This window comes from Actinoplanes sp. URMC 104, assembly GCF_051386375.1.
In the GTDB taxonomy this organism is placed as follows: domain Bacteria; phylum Actinomycetota; class Actinomycetes; order Mycobacteriales; family Micromonosporaceae; genus Actinoplanes.
Genome location: NZ_JBPQTO010000002.1, coordinates 684,972 through 701,509, shown reverse-complemented (window position 1 = coordinate 701,509; position 16,538 = coordinate 684,972). Strand labels below are relative to the sequence as shown.

Below are 16,538 nucleotides of genomic sequence, written 5' to 3'. Positions count from 1 at the left end.
CCTGATGCAACGGATCCTGGTCTACGGGGTGACCGGCTCCGGCAAGTCGACGCTGGCCGCGCGCATCGGCGAGCGGCTCGGCCTGCCCTACCACTCGATCGACGACCTCACCTGGCAGCCCGGCTGGGTGCCGCTGTCCGAGGCGGACCAGCGTACGGTCATCCGCGAGCTGCTCGCCGCCGACGCGTGGGTGATCGACGCGGCGTACGGGATGTGGCACGACCTGGCGCTGCAGCGGGCCGATCTGATCGTCGGGCTGGACCTGCCCCGGTGGCGCTCGTGGGGCCGCCTGCTGCGCCGCACCGTCACCCGCATCGTCCGGCGGACGCCCACCTGCAACGGCAACTACGAGAGTGTCCGCAACGCGTTCCTCAGCCGCGAGTCGCTGCTGCTGTTCCACATGAAGTCGTTCGGCCGCAAGCGCGAGCGGATGCGCAAGTGGCAGGCGAGCCCCGACTATCCCGAGACCGTGCTGCTGCGCTCGCCCGCCGAGGTCGAGCGCTGGTTCGCCACCCTGCCCCGGGTCAGACCGGGTTCCGCTGCGGCTGGAGCCTGATCTGCGTCGGGCAGCCGCGGGCCGGGAACGTGACGACGAACCGCACCGCCTCCGCGACGTCCTCGGCTGCGAGCAGCTCCTGCGGCCGCTGCTGCCCGGCCGGCGAGGTGAGACCGCCGCCCGCGGCGACCAGCCCGGGGGAGATCAGGCTGACCTTCACGTCGCGGTCTCGGACGTCCAGGAACACCGCCTCGGCGAGCCCGGCGAGGCCGTGCTTGCTCGCCACGTACGCGGCGTTGTAGGGGAAGGCCTGATGGGCCGCGCCCGAGCCGATGTAGATCAGGCTGCTGGGCGCCGCCGCGAGCAGCGGGCCGATCACGTGGGTGGTCAGGGTGGCGGCGGCCGTCAGGTTCACGTCGAACAGCCGCTTCCACACCGCCGGGTCGGCCTGGTCGGCGAGCGCCCAGTCGAACAGGCCCGCCACGTACACGACGACGCCCAGCGGGCCGCTCGCGGACAGCTCGGTCGCGGCTCGCTGCAGGTCGGCGGCGTCGGTCACGTCGACGACGTCGACCGTCGCGTCCGGGCAGAGCTCCGCCGTCTGCCGCAGCCGGTCCCGGTCGCGGCCCCACAGCGTCACCGGCATCCCCAGCGACGCCAGCATGACCGCGACAGCGCGGCCGATGTCGCTGGAGGCGCCGACCACGAGCGCTCGCGCATCAACCATGGGGGTCAGCCTGCCAGCCCGTCGTGGCCCCGTGGGGTTCCCACGCCCTCGACCGGACGGGGCAGAATGCGGCGCATGGTTGACGTTGCGCTGCGGCCCATCGACGACGCGGACCTCGACGCGCTGTTCGAGCAGATGCGCGACCCCGAGTCGGTGCGGATGGCCGCCTTCACCGCCGAGGACCCCGACGACCGCGCCGCGTTCGACGCCCACATGGCCCGGGTCCGAGCGCTGCCCGACGCCGCCCTGCACGCGGTCACCGCCGACGGGCGCCTGGTCGGCACCGCCGGCAACTACGTCATGGACGGCCGCACCGAGGTGACGTACTGGATCGACCGGTCGTTCCGGGGCCGGGGCATCGCGGGCCGGGCGCTGGCCCTGCTGCTGGAGACCATTCCCGTACGCCCGGTGCACGCCCGCGCCGCGAGCGACAACGCGGCGTCGCTGCGGGTGCTGCGCCGGGCCGGTTTCACGGTCATCGGCACCGAGGTCGCGTACGCCAACGGCCGCCGCGCCGAGATCGAGGAGACCCTCCTCAGGCTCGACCGCTGACCCACCGCTCGTGCGAGTCCGCGAGCCGCCGCCACAGCGCCGCCCGCTCGGCGGCCGTGACGTCGTCGAGCGTGAGCCCGAAGACGTCGGCCAGCGCGGCGAAGTAGTCCCGTTCGTGCTCCAGCACCGTACGGGTCTCCGCTTCGGCCGTCCGTGTCAGCACCAGCCCGCGGACGACGTCGGTGCCCTCGGCGTCGCGGCGCTGCACGGTCGCCGTCCGCACGAACCCGGACTCCGGCGAGGTCGACAGGTGCTCGTGCTGCGCGGCGAACGCGGACATCTCCGCGGCCTCCGACCGGAAGTCCATGCCGAGAAACCCGCCGCGCGGGTCGTGGTCGAAACGCCACCCGCCCGCCTCGGCGCGCGAGGGTCGCAGCCCGTACGTGAAGGGCCCCTGCCGGTAGGTGCCCTCGGCCAGCGGCAGCGGCTCGTGCAACCCGTCGCCCATGCCGAGGTCCACGAGCCAGCGCCCGTGCGGAGCCTCGGGCGCGGGCAGCCCCGAGGAGTGCCCGATCGCCGAATCCACGGGCCGAGCGTATCGGGCGCATCGACTATGGTGATCGCGTGGCGGGCGCAATGGGTGACAGTGGACGGTCGGCTGTGGATACGACGGTGCCGCATCCGGCGCGGCGGTATAACTACTGGCTGGGCGGCAAGGACAACTTCGCCGCGGACCGGGAGTCGGCCGACGCCATCGAGGCCGCGTTCCCGCACATCCGTACGGCCGCGGTCGAGAACAGGCGGTTCCTGCAGCGCGCGGTCCGGTTGCTCAGCCGCGAGCACGGCATCCGCCAGTTCCTCGACATCGGCACCGGGCTGCCCACGGCCGACAACACCCACGAGGTCGCGCAGGGCATCGCGCCCGAGTCGCGGGTCGTCTACGTCGACAACGATCCGCTGGTGCTGACCCACGCCCGGGCCCTGCTCACCAGCGACCCGCGCGGGCGTACCGCGTACATCCCGGCCGACCTGCGCGAACCCGAGCAGATCCTCGGGCATCCCGACCTGACCGCCACTCTCGACCTGCGCGAGCCGGTCGCGGTGATGCTGATCGCGGTGCTGCACTTCGTGCACGACGACGAGCAGGCGAACGCGGCGATCGCCACGCTGATGCGCGCGGTGCCGCCGGGCAGCTTCCTCGCGCTGACCCACGCCACCGCCGACTTCCTGCCGCCGGGCACCGCCGAGGCCCTGGCCGGCGGCAAGGTCAAGGGCGCGAGCAGCTTCGAGGGACGCTCCGGCGCGCGGATCGCCCGGTTCCTCGACGACAACGGCCTCGAGCAGCTCGAGCCGGGCCTCACCGTGGTCAGCGAGTGGCGGCCCGACCCGGGCACCACCCCGCCGCCGGCCGCGCACGTCTCGGTGTACGGCGCCGTCGCCCGTAAGCGCTAGCCGGCCTCGCGCCGGGCCTTGGCGCGGCGCTTGCCCTCGTGCATGGCCTGCACGCGGGCGACCGGGATCGTCCGGCCCTCGTCGATCAGGCCCTGGTCGAGCGCCTGCGGTTCCGGCATCGCGGCGGCCCACGGGTCGCGGTCGCCGAGCAGGGCCGGCGCTGTGCGGACCGTGAAGTCGCCGGGGGTCACGTCGTCGAGGTCGTCCCACGGAACCGGGAAGGAGACGGGCACGCCGGGGCGCACGCGCGGGCTGTACGCGGCCACGACCGTCGCGCCGCCGGAGCGGGTGGCGTCGAGGAACACCTTGCCGTGCCGGTCCTCGCGGATGAACGCCGTGGTCGCCAGCTCGGGGTCGAGGCGTTCGGCGCGCGCGGCGACCGCCCGGGTGGCGGCGGCGACCTCCTCGGGGTCGGACGTGCCGTCGAGCGGGACGAAGACGTGCACGCCCTTGGAGCCGCTGGTCTTGACCGCGCCCGCCATGCCCGCGTCGGCGAGGGCCCGGCGGACGAGCCGGGCGGCGGCCACGGCCAGCCGGAAGTGCTCACCCTCGGGCGGGTCCAGATCCATGATCAGATGGGTCGGCGCGGTGGAACCGGCGAGCATCAGCGCGGGGTGGTACTCGATGGCGCGCTGGTTGCCGAACCACAGCAGCGTCCGGCGGTCGTTGCAGAGCCCGTACGTCACCTCGCGGTGCGACGCCTCGGCCCACACCGACGTCCGCGGCACCCAGTCGGGCGTGTACTTGGGCAGATTTTTTTGCATGAACTGGTCCTGCCCGCGCAGCAGCCGCACCACCGACAGCGGCCGGTCGCGCAGCACCGGCAGCATCGCGTCGCGCACGGCGTCCAGATAGTCGACCAGGTCGCGCTTGGTCGCGCCCGCGCCCTCGAACAGCTCCTGGTCGAGGTTGGTCAGCTTGACCCCGGCTCGTTCCTCAGCCTCCGCCATGCGCCTCATCGTGCCGTATGCGCCCCCGGCACGCCGGTCGGCGTGCCGGGGACCTCGAGTCAGCTCTTGACCGACCCCGCCATGAGGCCGCCGATGAACCAGCGGCCGAGCAGCACGTACACCAGCAGCGTCGGCAGCGACGTGATCAGCGCGCCGGCCATGGACGCCGCGTAGTCGGGGGACTGGGCGCCGGCCAGCGCGTTGAGCGCGATGGTGATCGGGCCGTTGCGGGTGTTCGACAGGAAGATCGCGAACAGGTAGTCGTTCCACGCCGAGGTGAACTGCCAGATGACCGTGACCACGAAGCCGGGGATGGAGATCGGCAGGATGATCCGGCCGAACGTGCGCAGCAGCCCCGCGCCGTCGACCCGGGCCGCCTCGATGAGCTCCTCGGGGACCGTGGTGGCGTAGTAGTTGCGGAAGATCAGCGTGCAGATCGGGATGCCGTAGACGCAGTGCACGAACACCAGCGTCGTGATCCCCGGCGGGATGCCCAGCGTCGTGACGATCTCGCGCAACGGGATCATGACGGCCTGGTACGGGATGAACATGCCGAACAGGATCAGCGTGAACACCACGTCGGCGCCGGGGAAGCGCCAGCGGCTGAGCACGAACCCGTTGGCGGCGCCGATCAGCGACGAGATGACCGCGACCGGGATCGCCAGCTCGAAGGTGCGGATGAACGACGGCTGGAGCGCGGTCCAGGCCTTGTCCCAGGACGCGAACGTCCACTTCTCGGGCAGGTTCCACTGGCTGGTCACACCGATGTCGGAGCCCGCCTTGAAGCTGGTCACGATCAGCACGTACAGCGGCATCAGCACGATCAGCAGGAACAGCAGCGCCAGCGCGTACTTGAGGATCGATGCCGGCCCGCTGCGGTGGCGGGGCTTGCTCCTGGGCTTGAGCGTCTCGACGCTGGCGGGCGGCGGCGCCTCGATCGACGTGGTCGTCATGCGTTCTTCTCCGCCCGGTTCGTGTAGATCAAGTACGGCACGATGACGACGGCGACCAGCAGCAGCAGGATGATCGAGATCGCGGCGGCCTTGGCGTAGTCGCTGGTCAGCAACGTCTGCCAGACGTAGACCGCGGGCACCTCGGTGAGCCACTGCGGGCCCGAGACGCTCATGATCAGGTCGAACATCTTCATCGACATGTGGCCGAGGATGATCAGCGCGGACAGCGCCACGGGCGTGAGCTGCGGGAAGATGACGTTGCGATACAGCCGGTACGTCGATGCGCCGTCCATGGCCGCGGCCTCGCGCAGCTCCTGCGGGATGCCGCGGAACCCGGCCAGGAACAGCGCCATCACGTACCCGGACAGCTGCCAGATCGCCGGGATCGCCATCGACGCCATGCCCCAGGACGGGTTGGTCCACCAGGTGCTCTGCGCGAAATCCAGACCCAGGCCCCCGAGTACGGCGTTGAGGCCGCCCGCGTTCTCGCCCTTGTTCGGGTTCATCAGCCAGCGCCAGACGACGCCCGACGCGACGAACGACACGGCCATGGGGAACAGATAGACCGTACGGAAGAAGCCCTCCGCCCTGACCCCGCGCTCCAGGATGAAGGCCCAGAGCAGGCCGAAGAACATGGCGCCGACCAGGAACACCACCGTGAAGATGAGCAGGTTCTTCAGCGAGTGCGTGAACCGGTCGTTGATGTCGTCGGTGAACAGTTTGGTGTAGTTCTCGAGGCCGACGAAGCCCTTCGACCCCAGAGCGTTGTGCTCGTCGGAGACGGAGACCTTGGTCGTCCAGGCGATCAGGCCGTAGACGAAGACGGCGAGCAGGATCAACGAGGGGGAGAGCAGCAGCAGGCCCGGTCCCCAGTGCCGGAGTCGGCGCATCAGGGCTCCTTGATGGATCGGGCGGGACGGCTCGCGCCGCCCCGCCCGGCAATCACTTCTTGACGAACTGCTGCGCGGCGGTGGCAAGGGCCTTCTGCAGCGCGGCGACGTCCTGGTTGGTGCTGAACGCGCCGAGAGCCGAGTTGGCCGCGCCCTGCCAGCCCTGCGAGCACGCCGAGCCGTGCGCACACGACGGAACCTGCTTGGCGGACTTCCAGTCGGCCATCGCGGCCTGCTGGTACTTCGGGTAGTCGGCCGGGGCGGCGTCCGTACGGGCCGGGATCGAGCCCTTCTTGGTGTTGAACGCCTTCTGGCCGGCGGCCGAGCCGACCGTCTTCAGCCAGCACTTGGTGCCCTCGGGGTTGTTGGCGCCCTTGGGCAGCACGAACGAGTCGGCGAGCCACTGGAACGTCGCGCCGTTGCCCGGGAACGTGAACCAGCCGTAGTCCTTGAAGCCCTTGGCGTCGAGGTCGGCCGCCTCCCAGTCACCCATGAGCTGGTACGCCGCCTTGCCGTCCATGACCAGCTTCTCCGCGTCGGTCCAGTCGAGCGCGTCGCGGTCGGTGTTGGTGTAGGTGAGCAGCTGCTTGAAGTCGTTGATCGCCTTCGTGACCGCGGCGTCGTTCCAGTCGGTCGAGCCGTTCCACAGCCCGGTGAACTTGTCGGCGCCCAGGTCGGTGATCAGCACCGACTCGAACAGCATCAGCTGCGTCCAGTCCTTGCCGACCGCCAGCGGGGTCTTGATGCCCTTGGCCTTGACCTTGTCGAGGTCGGCGAGGAACGCGGTCATGTCGGCCGGGTCCTTGGTGATGCCCGCGGACGACAGGACCTTCTTGTTGGTCCACACCACGTTGGCGCGGTGGATGTTCGCCGGGACCGAGTAGATCTTGCCCTCGACGGTCAGGTTGTCGATCAGACCCTGCGGGAACGCCTGCTTGAGGCCCCACGAGTCGTAGTCGGCACTGATGTCCTCGACCTGACCGGCGTTGATGTAGTCCTGCAGCTCGGCGCCCGCGTGCGCCTGGAACGTGTCCGGCGGGGTGCCCTGCTGCAGGCGCGACGCCAGGACGGACTTCGCGTTGGCGCCGGCGCCACCGGCGACCGCGCCGTTCTCGAACGTCTGCCCGGCGCAGTCGGTGCCGAACTGGGTGACCAGCCCGTCGAGGCCGGCCTTCTCACCGCCGTCGGCCCACCAGGTGAACACCTCCACCTTGGTCGACCCGGACCCGCCGCCGCTGTCGTCGTTGGACCCGCAGGCCCCGGCGGTCAGGAGCGCGGCGACACCGACGGCTGCCACCGCAGCCCGCCGAGTGCGGCCCGTCCGACCAGCTCGCCCGACGCCCCTACCAGGACTGAAGGCCATCCTATTTTCTCCCATCGAAGTATTGACATCGTTGTCACGCGATGGGGAGTACCGTGCCGCCTGATCGCACACGTGTCAACGGCTGTTTCCGTGTCGTTACGTGCGCTCTCGGTCGTTACCTGAGCGCAAGCGAGCTGACCTGCTGCTTCATCGGCGTTCATCGCTGTTTCGGCGCCCTTCGAAGTCGCGCCGCCCGCCGAGGTTCGGCCCATTTCGGACGCTCCCTCCTCCCGCAGCGCCGCCGTCCGTGTTCATTTCTGTGCCGGTGGGCCACCGCCTCCCCCGCCCACCCAGGGACGTGGCGCCGACCCTACGTCCGGCGGGGCCGATGCCGGGGCCTGTCCACAGGCGGGCTCTGCTGCTTGCGGTGTCACTTCGGCGCCTGTGGACGACGCTGCGGCCGGCCTCTCGCTGGTGTAAGGGCGCGGCCCCGGCGAACGTCTAAGAAGGACGGCGTTCGCCCGAGCCGCGCGCAATGATAGACGTGGATATGACGATGGTCCGGGCGGGGCCGGAATGGCCGCTGATGCGCTCGTACGCGAGGCGCGCGGCCTCCCGCCCGAGCGCGGTCATGTCGTGCGCCACGACGGTCGTGCCCAGCACGTCGGCCAGGTCGAAGTCGTCGAACCCGACCAGCGCGGGCGCGTCGCCGCCGAGCCCGCGCATCCCGCGCAGGGCGCCGGTGGTGAGCCGGTTGTTGGTCGTGAAGATCGCGGTGGGGGCCTGGTCCAGCGCCAGCAACTCCCGCACCGTGCGCTCCGCGTGGCGTACGTCGTGCACGTCGGTCCGCAGGTACGGCTCCCAGGCGTCGTTGCCCGCGGCGCGCATCGCCCCCACGAAGCCGTCGATCCGCGCGCGCTGCGGCGCCATCCGGGCCAGGTCGGCCACCAGAGCGATCCGCGTGTGGCCCGCGGCCAGCAGGTGCTCGCCGGCCGAGCGCGCGCCGCCGGCGTTGTCGATCAGCACGGCGTCCGCGGCGAGCCCGTCCGGCGGCCGGTCCAGGAACACGAACGGCACGCCGCGGTTGCCCTCGACGGCCAGGTACTCGTGGTCGTCGGCGCTGGGGATGACGAGCAGGGCCCGTACGCGCCGCTCCAGGAACGCCTCGACGAGGCTGCGCTCGAGCACGGCGTCCTCGTCGTTGTTCGCGGTGATCAGCAGCAGCCCGTGCTGGCGCAGCTCCCGCTCGATTCCGCTGGCCACCGCCGAGTAGAACGGGTTGGCCAGATCTCCGCTCACGAGCCCGACGAGCGCCGAGGTGGCCCCGCGCCGCAGCTCGCGGGCGATCCCGTTGAGCCGGTAGCCGAGCAGGTCGGCCGCGTCGCGCACCCGGCGGCCCGTGGAGGGGGCGACGTTCGGCTCCCGGTTGAGCGCGCGGGACGCCGTCTTGAGGCTGACCCCGGCGAGCTCGGCCACCTGGGTCAACGTCGGTCGGCGAACGGTCACATCGTCGACGGACATAACGCTCCGAGCATCGCAGCGGCGGGACGACCCAGTATGACATTGACCTTCGTCCCTCTGCGCTGGTCCCGCGGCCGACGCCGTGGCCGGCGTCTACGCCGGCATCGCGGGCACGCCGCTCGCGCGGGCCGGCCCCGAGGACGACCGCGATCTGTAGCCCGAGGAGATGGTCGCCCGGCTGCGACGCTGACTGTCGCCGGCCGTCACCGCCCTTCGCTCGCCGTCGTGCCCTCGACCTGCTGCTGCCACGCGGTCCACACCTTCTTGGGCACGACCATGCGCCAGGCGTCGAGCACCAGCTCGGTCATCCGGTCGACGTCCAGCCGGGACATCTGCGCCTCGATCCAGTTGAACCGCAGCTCGGACTCGCGGGGGGCGTGGAAGGTGGCGGGGTCGAAAGCGATGAGGAAGGGGCGCTCCTCCTTGGGGAAAGCGAACCCCATGACCGTCTCGTCGCGGGAGAACGCGACATAGACGATGCTGCCGACGCGGAACTTGACCCGGTCGGCGATCAGATGCTCCGAGCTGCGCGGCAGGCCGCGGACGACCTGCCGGACATCATCGACGGTGACCATGCGAAGACCCTACGGCGGGGGTACGACACTTCTTTACCGCGAGCGGTCGACACTTCTGTACCGCGAGCGGTCGACGCAGAAGCGGACGGCCGGGAGGGTACGGGCCTCAGGAGCGGCGGGGCTTGGGGACGGACGACAGGTTGGTGGTCGGCTCCTCGGGCAGCGGCGTGCTGTTGGGGACCTTGGCGCGGAAGACGCGGTCGGGTGGGAGCCGGTAGGTCGCGGCCTGCACGAGCTCGTCGGGGACGGTGTGCTTGCCGCCCTCGCGCTTCTCGGCGGGCGCCTCGGGGGCGGGGGAGTCGGCGGCGCGGCGGCCCAGGACCGGGCCGCGGCCGTCGGACGGGCGGGGCTCCGGGAACGGCTGGTAGTTGACGCCGCCGACCGCGGAGGGCTCCGCCACGGTGTTCCGCGGCGGCGGCGGGGGAGCGGGGAAGCCGAGCGAGCCGCCGGGCACCGGGGCGGCGTCGGACTCGGCCGGGACGCCTACGCCCTGGTGGCGGACGGCGCGTCCGGGGTCGGCCGCGGGGGAGTCGGGCTTGACGCTCGCCACCTGCGTCCGGCGGTGCCCGGCCGCGGCGGCGGGTCGTCCGTCCACGCCGGAGGCGGCCGCGGGGGTGGGCCGGCCGTCCTCGGCGGGTGCGGGCCGGGAGGTCGGATCGCCGGCCGTCGGGCGCGCCGCGGCGTCGGCGGCAGAGCGCTGCGACGGCGCACTACCAGAAGGCCGCGACGGCGCAGCGGGGGAGGACGGCGCGGCGGACGATGGCGCAGCAGCGGAGGGCGACCCAGCGGAGGACGACCCAGCGGAGGACGACCCAGCGGAGGACGACCCGGCGGAGGAAGACTTGGCGGAAGGCGCCGCGCCGGCGGCCGCCTTGGCGGCGGCGGCGTTCAGCGCCCCGGTCGAGCCGCGCCCCGACCGCTTGGGCGCGGCCAGCCGGGCGGCGAGGCTGAAGACCCGGCTCGACGCGGTCTCGTAGCCGTCGCGGTACGCCTCCTCGCGGTCCTGCCTCAGCTGGTAGCGCTGGTGGAGGCGGCCGACGGCATAGCTGCAGCAGGCGACGAAGAGGGCCAGCAGGATGAAGATCAGTACGAGGTCGCCGGGCGCGGTCATGCGTCGATTTTCCCGGATTTGATAGACCGGCAGCTATGGCCCGTTCGACGTACCACGATCGTAGGAACGCCGGTCAGGCGCCGCCGACGACGCCTCCCGAGGCGACGGCCTCCTGCAGGCCGCGGGCGGCCAGGCGGTCGGCGCGCTCGTTCTCGGGGTGGCCGGCGTGGCCCTTCACCCAGTGCCACTGCACGTCGTGCCGGCGGACGGCCTCGTGCAGCCGCTGCCACAGGTCGACGTTCTTGACCGGCTGCTTCGCGGAGGTCTGCCAGCCGTTGGTGGACCAGCGCGGGATCCACTTCGTGATGCCGTCGCGCACGTAGATGCTGTCGGTGTAGAGCTTGACCGTCATGGGCGCCCGGTTGAGGGTCTCGAGCGCCCGGATCGGCGCCATCAGCTCCATGCGATTGTTCGTGGTCGATGCCGCGGTGCCGCCGAACAGGTCCTTCTCCTTGGTGCCGTAACGCAGCACGGCCCCCCAGCCGCCGGGGCCGGGATTGGGTACGCAGGCCCCGTCGGTGTAGATCTCCACCACGGTCATGTGAGCACCCTAACGGTGCCTGCCTGCCCACGGCCGGGTGGCAACGCGCGGCACGTAAAGTGGGTGACCGTGACGGACGCGGCGGTCGAGCTACGGGACGTGGTCGTGCGCTACGGCGACACGACCGCCGTCGACGGCGTGTCGCTGACGGTCCCGCGCGGCCGGGTGCTGGCGCTGCTGGGGCACAACGGCGCCGGCAAGACCAGCCTGCTCCAGGTGTGCGAGGGCTTCCGGCGGCCGGACTCTGGCTCGGCCCGGGTGCTCGGCCAGGATCCCGTCGACGACCACGACGCGCTGATGCCCCGCCTGGGGATCATGCTGCAGTCGGGCGGCGTCTATCCCTGGGCGACCGCCGGCGAGATCCTGCGCCTGTTCGCGAGCTTCGCCGCCACCCCGCTCGACACCGACATGCTGCTCGACCGCCTCGGCCTGCGCAAATTCGAGCGTACGAGGTGGCGTCGCCTCTCCGGCGGCGAGCAGCAGCGCCTGTCGCTGGCCGTGGCGCTGGTCGGCCGTCCGGAGCTGGTGTTCCTCGACGAGCCCACCGCGGGCATGGACACCGAGGCCCGGCACACCACGTGGCGGCTGATCGAGGAGCTGCGCGCCGACGGCGTGTCGGTGCTGCTCACCACCCACCTGCTGGACGAGGCCGAGCGCCTGGCCGACGAGGTCGTGATCATGCGTTCCGGTGTGGTCGCCGCGACCGGCTCGCCGGCCGAGCTGACCAGGGTGGCCGGCATCGACCTGCTGGAGGTGCGCGCCGATCCCGGTCTGCGCCTCCCCCCGAACGTCCAGGTGACCGAGGCGACCCCGGGCGAGTACGCGATCACCGGCACGCTGGACGCGGCGGTCATCGCGGACGTGCTCGGCTGGTTCGCCGCCGCGGGCGCGCAGGTCACCGCCGTGAACACGCGCCGGCGCACCCTCGAGGACGTGTACCTGGCCCTGACGAGCGGTGAGAAGGTCAACCGATGAGCGGCGTGTTCGCCCCCGCCCCCGGCCGTGCCCCGATGCGCAGCGTGGTGGCCAGCCAGATCCGCATGGAGCTGACCCTGACCGCGCGCCGCGGCGAGGCCGTGGTGCTGGCGATGGGCGTACCGCTGCTGGTCCTGCTCGGGGCGGGGCTGACGAAGGCCACCAACGTGCCCGGCGACGACCGGCTGGCCTTCGTGGTGCCGGGCGTGCTGGCGCTGACCGTGATGTCGACGGCGTTCACCGGGCAGGCGATCACCACCGGATACGAGCGCAGCTACGGCGTGCTCAAGCGGCTGGGCGCCTCACCGCTGAGCCGGCCGGGGCTGCTGTTCGCCAAGACCTCCGCCGTGCTGGGGCTGATCGTGCTGCAGCTGCTCGTGCTCGCGCTGGTCGGCGTGGCGGTCGGCTGGCGGCCGCACTTCGGCCAGATCCTGCCCGCGCTGGGCGTCACCGTGCTCGCCACCGCGGCGTACAGCGGCCTGGCCCTTCTCATGGCGAGCGTGCTGCGACCCGAGGCCACCACGGGCGCGGCCACGCTGATCTACGTGCTGATGCTGGCCGCGGGCGGCATCATGTTCGCCGCTCCCGACCTGGGCACGGTCGGCTGGTTCCTGCTGCCGCTGGCCGCGCACGCCGAGGCCCTGCGCGCGACGCTCTCGCACGACGCGAGCGTGCCGGGGGCGATCTGGCTCAGCCTCGGCGTCTGGGCGGTCGTCTTCGTGACGGCGGCCGCGCGCAAGTTCCGCTGGGAGTAGCTGTCCGTCGATCGGTGGACAGCCGATGACGACCGCGCGGTCGTCGCGCGGGCACCCCGCGGCAAAGCACGATCGAAGGCATGACAGCCATTGAGGTGCGGGGCCTGCGCAAGGCCTATCGCGGACACGAGGTGGTCCGCGGCATCGATCTCGACGTGGCCCGCGGCGAGGTGTTCGCCCTGCTCGGCCCGAACGGCGCCGGCAAGACCACGACCGTCGAGATCCTCGAGGGACACCGCCGCCGCGACGGCGGCGAGGTGCGGGTGCTCGGCGCCGACCCCGGCACCGCCGGCAAGGAATGGCGCGAGCGGATCGGCATCGTCCTGCAGGACGCGGACGACGCCGCCGATCTGACCGTGCGCGAGCTGGTGCGGCACGTGGCCGGGTTCTACGCCGGGCCGCGACCGGCCGACGAGGTGATCGAGCTGGTCGGCCTCACCGGGAAGAGGAACAGCAGGATCCGTACGCTCTCCGGGGGTCAGCGGCGCCGGGTGGATGTGGCACTCGGCATCGTCGGGCGGCCGGACCTGCTGTTCCTCGACGAGCCGACCACGGGCTTCGACCCGCAGGCGCGCCGCCAGTTCTGGGACCTGATCCGCGCGCTGGCCGCCGAGGGCACCACGATCCTGCTGACCACGCACTACCTGGAAGAGGCCGAGGCGCTGGCCGACCGGCTGGCCGTGCTGGCCGGCGGGGAGATCGTCGCCGAGGGCACGCCGGCCACGCTCGGCGGGCGCGCGTCGGCCGGGGCGTACGTCTCCTGGACCGACGACGGGGTGCAGCGCACCGAGCTGGTGCCCGACCCCACCGAGCTGATCCGCAAGCTGGTCGCCGAGGAGGCCGACCTGAGCACGCTGACCATCACCCGGCCCACCCTCGAGGACACCTACCTCAACCTGATCGGAGCGCACCGATGAGCACCCTCTCTCTCGGGGTCAGCCGCGGACACATCGAGCTGCTCCAGTTCCGGCGGGACCGTACCGCGCTGGTGTTCACGTTCGCTTTCCCGGCCATGCTGCTTCTGCTGTTCGGCACGATCTTCAACGACCAGTACAACCAGCCCGGGGTCACCGCGGCCCACGTCTTCTCGGCCAGCATGCTGGCGTACGGGATCCTGACCACCGCGTTCGTGACGATGGGCTCGGGGCTGGCCCTCGACCGTGAGGACGGGACGCTCAAACGCCTGCACGGCACGCCGCTCACCTCCACCTCGTACATCATCGGGAAGTTCCTGCTGGTCCTGGCTCTGGCCGTGGCCGAGGCGGTGCTGATGATCGGGGTCGGCGCGCTGGTGTTCGGCATGTCGCTGCCGGATGCGTCGCACTGGCTGGCGTTCGCATGGATCTTCCTGCTGTCGGTGGTCTGCTGCTCGCTGCTCGGCATGGCGGTCAGCGTCATCGTCAAGCACGCCCGGACGGCCGGCGCGATCCTCAACGTGCCGGTGGTCGCGCTGCAGTTCATCTCCGGCGTCTTCGTCTACCCGGTGACCCAGTTCCCGCAGTGGCTGATCACGCTCGGGTCGATCTTCCCGGTCAAGTGGATGGCGCAGGGCTTCCGGTACGTGTTCCTGCCCGACGGCATGAAGGTCAACGAGCCGGCCGGGCAGTGGGAGCTGGGCCGCATCGCCTTGGTGCTGGGCGCCTGGTGTGTGATCGGATTGGTGCTGTGCCTGATGACGTTCCGATGGACCCGCGCGGACCGGTGAGCGGCTCGGCCGACGCGGCCGGCCACCGGTACACGGCCCTGTGGAACCTGTATCTGGCAGTGATCGCGGTCGCCGTGGCGGCCGCGGTCCTCGTCGCCGACGAGTTCTCGCTGAGCGCGCGCCTCGTGTCGGTGGCCGCGCTCGCCGGCCTGGTCGTGCTGCACGCCGCGGCCGGGCACCGGGCCATCGTGCGGGAGCAGGAACGGCCCGGCCTGCTCGCCGCCGAGCTCGCGCTGTTCGCGGTTGCCGTGGTGGCGGTGCCGGTGGCCAACTGGGCGCTGTTCGCCGTCATGCCGCTGATCTTCCAGTTGGTGAAGCTGCGGCACGCCGTGATCGCGGTGATCGTCACGACGCTCGTGATGCCGGTGTCGGACCTGGTCCTGCGGCCCGCGGCGTTCGGGCCCGACCTGGTGATCGCGCTGATCTCCGGCGCCGCCGGCCTCTTCTTCGGCTTCTGGATCGTCCGCGTCGTCGAGCAGAGCACCGAGCGGCGCCGTCTGATCGTGGAGCTGGAGAGCAGCCGCGCCGAGGTGGCCCGGCTGTCCCGCGAGGCCGAGCGGGCCCGGCTCGCCGCCGAGATCCACGACACGCTGGCGCAGGGCTTCACCAGCATCATCACGCTTCTGCAGGCGGCCGACCCGGGCCTGCAGGACGAGAAGATCGCCCTGGCCGTACGCACGGCCCGCGAGAACCTGGCCGAAGCCCGCGAGCTGGTCGCCGCGCTGTCTCCCTCGGCGCTCGCGTCGGGTTCTCTTCCCGCAGCCGTACGCCGTCAGGCGGACCGCTTCCAGGAGGAGTCCGGGGTCAAGGCCACCGTGCGCGTCACCGGCGACGAGCGGTCGCTGCCCACCGCGGTCGAGGTCGTGCTGCTGCGGGCGGCGCAAGAGGCCCTGACCAACGTACGGCGGCACGCGAACGCCAACGAGGCCGCGGTCCTGCTGGCGTACGCCCCGGCCTCCGTACGCCTCGTCGTGCGCGACGACGGCTGCGGGTTCGTCCCCGGCGCGGCCGACGGCTACGGTCTGGCGGGCATGCGCTCCCGTGCCGAGCAGGTGAAGGGCGTGGTGACCGTACGCAGCGACCCCGACCTCGGGACGACCGTGGAAGTGGAGGTTCCGGCGTGATCAGGATTCTGCTGGTGGACGACCACCCGGTCGTCCGGCACGGGTTGCGGGGCATGCTCGACGCCGAGCCCGACCTCACGGTCGTCGGCGAGGCGTCGTCCGGCGCCGAGGGCGTGGCGCAGGCGGTCGCGCTGCGCCCGGACGTGGTGCTGATGGACCTGCGGATGCCCGGCGGCGACGGCGTGTCGGCCACCGAGCAGATCGTCGCGTCGGCGCCCGGGGTGCGGGTGATGGTGCTGACCACGTACGAGTCCGATCGCGACATCCTGCGGGCCATCGAGGCCGGCGCCGGCGGCTACCTGCTCAAGGACGCCTCACCCGCCGAGCTGGCCGACGCCGTCCGCGCCGCCGCCCGCGGCGAGACCGTGCTGGCGCCCAGCGTGGCCTCCACCCTGGTGCGGCAGGTGCGCAGGCCCGCCCCGCCGGCCCTGTCGGCGCGCGAGATCGAGGTGCTGCGGCTGGTGGCCCGCGGCCTGACCAACGCCGACATCGGCAGGCAGCTGTTCATCTCGGAGGCCACCGTCAAGACGCACCTGCTGCGGGCCTTTAACAAGCTCGACGTCGCCGACCGCACCGCCGCGGTCACGACCGCCATGGAGCACGGGCTGCTCTAGCGGCCCCAGGTTCACAGACACTGCCAAGCGTCGTCACAGGCCCGGGCGAGGCGGAACGCGGACCGTGGTTGCGGTGTCAACCAGTGGGGACCGCGAACGGAGGCAGGCATGAATCTTCAGACGGGCCGGCGCAGGGCCGCGCTGCTCACCGGAGTGCTGGTGGCGGCCGGCGCGGCAGGGACCGTCGCGGTGGCCGCGGCGGCGTACGCGTCCGAGTCGGGCTCGTCGGCGACGGTGCCCGAGCAGCCGGACACCAGCAGCAGCACCACCACCACCGACGACTGGCCTGCCGTCTCCGGCGACGGCGGCGGCAGCAGCGACGATGGTCCGGCCGCGACCTCGGGAGGGTCGTGA

20 protein-coding genes are annotated in these 16,538 nt (G+C 71.9%); 10 read left to right on the top strand and 10 right to left on the bottom strand.

Annotation, left to right across the window (positions count from 1 at the left end; all coding sequences use genetic code 11):
- Positions 1-4 precede the first annotated feature (4 nt).
- The gene (locus tag ACSNN8_RS04205; protein ID WP_436647062.1) at positions 5-556 is read left to right on the top strand and encodes an adenylate kinase; all 552 of its coding nucleotides are present in this window, start codon (positions 5-7) and stop codon (positions 554-556) included.
- Here ACSNN8_RS04205 and ACSNN8_RS04200 read toward each other — a convergent pair.
- Positions 525-1,223 carry an SDR family oxidoreductase gene (locus ACSNN8_RS04200; protein WP_436647061.1) on the bottom strand — a complete coding sequence of 233 codons (699 nt, stop codon included), beginning with the start codon at positions 1,221-1,223 and terminating at the stop codon, positions 525-527. The genes ACSNN8_RS04205 and ACSNN8_RS04200 overlap by 32 nt on opposite strands.
- Before the next feature lie 75 nt (positions 1,224-1,298).
- Here ACSNN8_RS04200 and ACSNN8_RS04195 point away from each other — a divergent pair, with 75 nt between their 5' ends.
- Complete coding sequence (locus tag ACSNN8_RS04195; RefSeq protein ID WP_436647060.1) at positions 1,299-1,775, top strand: GNAT family N-acetyltransferase; 477 nt, start codon at positions 1,299-1,301, stop codon at positions 1,773-1,775.
- Here the strand turns inward: ACSNN8_RS04195 and ACSNN8_RS04190 are convergent.
- Positions 1,759-2,301 carry an arylamine N-acetyltransferase gene (locus tag ACSNN8_RS04190; RefSeq protein WP_436647059.1) on the bottom strand — a complete coding sequence of 181 codons (543 nt, stop codon included), beginning with the start codon at positions 2,299-2,301 and terminating at the stop codon, positions 1,759-1,761. The two genes, ACSNN8_RS04195 and ACSNN8_RS04190, sit on opposite strands and share 17 nt — an antisense overlap.
- A 50-nt stretch (positions 2,302-2,351) precedes the next feature.
- Here ACSNN8_RS04190 and ACSNN8_RS04185 point away from each other — a divergent pair, with 50 nt between their 5' ends.
- Entirely contained in the window at positions 2,352-3,167 is an 816-nt protein-coding gene (locus ACSNN8_RS04185) for an SAM-dependent methyltransferase (protein ID WP_436649400.1), read from the top strand.
- Here ACSNN8_RS04185 and ligD read toward each other — a convergent pair.
- The 8 genes from ligD to rnhA all read right to left on the bottom strand — a co-directional run bounded on the left by ligD (position 3,164) and on the right by rnhA (position 11,011).
- Positions 3,164-4,126, bottom strand: a complete 963-nt coding sequence (ligD, locus tag ACSNN8_RS04180; protein ID WP_436647058.1) for a non-homologous end-joining DNA ligase — start codon at positions 4,124-4,126, stop codon at positions 3,164-3,166. The two genes, ACSNN8_RS04185 and ligD, sit on opposite strands and share 4 nt — an antisense overlap.
- A 50-nt stretch (positions 4,127-4,176) precedes the next feature.
- Positions 4,177-5,070: a carbohydrate ABC transporter permease gene (locus tag ACSNN8_RS04175; RefSeq protein WP_436647057.1), complete on the bottom strand. Its 894-nt coding sequence runs from the start codon at positions 5,068-5,070 to the stop codon at positions 4,177-4,179.
- Complete coding sequence (locus ACSNN8_RS04170; RefSeq protein WP_436647056.1) at positions 5,067-5,960, bottom strand: carbohydrate ABC transporter permease; 894 nt, start codon at positions 5,958-5,960, stop codon at positions 5,067-5,069. The genes ACSNN8_RS04175 and ACSNN8_RS04170 overlap by 4 nt, the downstream gene beginning before the upstream one ends.
- Before the next feature lie 52 nt (positions 5,961-6,012).
- Complete coding sequence (locus ACSNN8_RS04165) at positions 6,013-7,323, bottom strand: ABC transporter substrate-binding protein (protein ID WP_436647055.1); 1,311 nt, start codon at positions 7,321-7,323, stop codon at positions 6,013-6,015.
- A 441-nt stretch (positions 7,324-7,764) separates the two neighbouring features.
- On the bottom strand, positions 7,765-8,784 hold the full coding sequence (locus ACSNN8_RS04160; protein ID WP_436647054.1) for a LacI family DNA-binding transcriptional regulator: 1,020 nt from the start codon (positions 8,782-8,784) through the stop codon (positions 7,765-7,767).
- A gap of 203 nt (positions 8,785-8,987) precedes the next feature.
- Complete coding sequence (locus ACSNN8_RS04155; protein WP_436647053.1) at positions 8,988-9,359, bottom strand: MmcQ/YjbR family DNA-binding protein; 372 nt, start codon at positions 9,357-9,359, stop codon at positions 8,988-8,990.
- Between the two features lie 106 nt (positions 9,360-9,465).
- On the bottom strand, positions 9,466-10,470 hold the full coding sequence (locus ACSNN8_RS04150; protein ID WP_436647052.1) for a hypothetical protein: 1,005 nt from the start codon (positions 10,468-10,470) through the stop codon (positions 9,466-9,468).
- Between the two features lie 73 nt (positions 10,471-10,543).
- The gene (rnhA, locus tag ACSNN8_RS04145) at positions 10,544-11,011 is read right to left on the bottom strand and encodes a ribonuclease HI (protein WP_436647051.1); all 468 of its coding nucleotides are present in this window, start codon (positions 11,009-11,011) and stop codon (positions 10,544-10,546) included.
- Positions 11,012-11,080: 69 nt separating this feature from the next.
- Here rnhA and ACSNN8_RS04140 point away from each other — a divergent pair, with 69 nt between their 5' ends.
- The 7 genes from ACSNN8_RS04140 (at position 11,081) to ACSNN8_RS04110 (ending at position 16,538) form a co-directional block, all read left to right on the top strand.
- The gene (locus tag ACSNN8_RS04140; RefSeq protein ID WP_436647050.1) at positions 11,081-11,986 is read left to right on the top strand and encodes an ABC transporter ATP-binding protein; all 906 of its coding nucleotides are present in this window, start codon (positions 11,081-11,083) and stop codon (positions 11,984-11,986) included.
- Entirely contained in the window at positions 11,983-12,741 is a 759-nt protein-coding gene (locus tag ACSNN8_RS04135) for an ABC transporter permease (protein ID WP_436647049.1), read from the top strand. The genes ACSNN8_RS04140 and ACSNN8_RS04135 overlap by 4 nt, the downstream gene beginning before the upstream one ends.
- Positions 12,742-12,821: 80 nt before the next feature.
- Positions 12,822-13,658, top strand: coding sequence for an ABC transporter ATP-binding protein (locus ACSNN8_RS04130; protein ID WP_436647048.1), 837 nt, complete (start codon positions 12,822-12,824; stop codon positions 13,656-13,658).
- Entirely contained in the window at positions 13,655-14,446 is a 792-nt protein-coding gene (locus tag ACSNN8_RS04125; RefSeq protein ID WP_436647047.1) for an ABC transporter permease, read from the top strand. Before ACSNN8_RS04130 ends, ACSNN8_RS04125 begins: the two co-directional genes overlap by 4 nt.
- Positions 14,407-15,570 (top strand): sensor histidine kinase, encoded by a 1,164-nt coding sequence (locus ACSNN8_RS04120; protein ID WP_436647046.1) that lies wholly within the window; start codon positions 14,407-14,409, stop codon positions 15,568-15,570. Before ACSNN8_RS04125 ends, ACSNN8_RS04120 begins: the two co-directional genes overlap by 40 nt.
- A complete protein-coding gene (locus ACSNN8_RS04115; protein ID WP_436647045.1) occupies positions 15,567-16,184 on the top strand; it encodes a response regulator in 618 nt (205 codons plus the stop codon). Before ACSNN8_RS04120 ends, ACSNN8_RS04115 begins: the two co-directional genes overlap by 4 nt.
- Positions 16,185-16,292: 108 nt before the next feature.
- Positions 16,293-16,538, top strand: a complete 246-nt coding sequence (locus tag ACSNN8_RS04110) for a hypothetical protein (protein WP_436647044.1) — start codon at positions 16,293-16,295, stop codon at positions 16,536-16,538.

Excerpts from the sequence above, each read along its gene's own strand:
- ACSNN8_RS04155 (WP_436647053.1), bottom strand. The coding sequence starts at position 9,359 with ATGGTCACCGTCGATGATGTCCGGCAGGTCGTCCGCGGCCTGCCGCGC.
- ACSNN8_RS04185 (WP_436649400.1), top strand. The coding sequence starts at position 2,352 with ATGGGTGACAGTGGACGGTCGGCTGTGGATACGACGGTGCCGCATCCG.
- ACSNN8_RS04160 (WP_436647054.1), bottom strand. The coding sequence starts at position 8,784 with ATGTCCGTCGACGATGTGACCGTTCGCCGACCGACGTTGACCCAGGTG.
- rnhA (WP_436647051.1), bottom strand. The coding sequence starts at position 11,011 with ATGACCGTGGTGGAGATCTACACCGACGGGGCCTGCGTACCCAATCCC.
- ACSNN8_RS04175 (WP_436647057.1), bottom strand. The coding sequence starts at position 5,070 with ATGACGACCACGTCGATCGAGGCGCCGCCGCCCGCCAGCGTCGAGACG.
- ACSNN8_RS04150 (WP_436647052.1), bottom strand. The coding sequence starts at position 10,470 with ATGACCGCGCCCGGCGACCTCGTACTGATCTTCATCCTGCTGGCCCTC.
- ACSNN8_RS04170 (WP_436647056.1), bottom strand. The coding sequence starts at position 5,960 with ATGCGCCGACTCCGGCACTGGGGACCGGGCCTGCTGCTGCTCTCCCCC.
- ACSNN8_RS04200 (WP_436647061.1), bottom strand. The coding sequence starts at position 1,223 with ATGGTTGATGCGCGAGCGCTCGTGGTCGGCGCCTCCAGCGACATCGGC.
- ACSNN8_RS04135 (WP_436647049.1), top strand. The coding sequence starts at position 11,983 with ATGAGCGGCGTGTTCGCCCCCGCCCCCGGCCGTGCCCCGATGCGCAGC.
- ACSNN8_RS04195 (WP_436647060.1), top strand. The coding sequence starts at position 1,299 with ATGGTTGACGTTGCGCTGCGGCCCATCGACGACGCGGACCTCGACGCG.
- ACSNN8_RS04205 (WP_436647062.1), top strand. The coding sequence starts at position 5 with ATGCAACGGATCCTGGTCTACGGGGTGACCGGCTCCGGCAAGTCGACG.
- ACSNN8_RS04125 (WP_436647047.1), top strand. The coding sequence starts at position 13,655 with ATGAGCACCCTCTCTCTCGGGGTCAGCCGCGGACACATCGAGCTGCTC.
- ACSNN8_RS04110 (WP_436647044.1), top strand. The coding sequence starts at position 16,293 with ATGAATCTTCAGACGGGCCGGCGCAGGGCCGCGCTGCTCACCGGAGTG.
- ACSNN8_RS04165 (WP_436647055.1), bottom strand. The coding sequence starts at position 7,323 with ATGGCCTTCAGTCCTGGTAGGGGCGTCGGGCGAGCTGGTCGGACGGGC.
- ligD (WP_436647058.1), bottom strand. The coding sequence starts at position 4,126 with ATGAGGCGCATGGCGGAGGCTGAGGAACGAGCCGGGGTCAAGCTGACC.
- ACSNN8_RS04130 (WP_436647048.1), top strand. The coding sequence starts at position 12,822 with ATGACAGCCATTGAGGTGCGGGGCCTGCGCAAGGCCTATCGCGGACAC.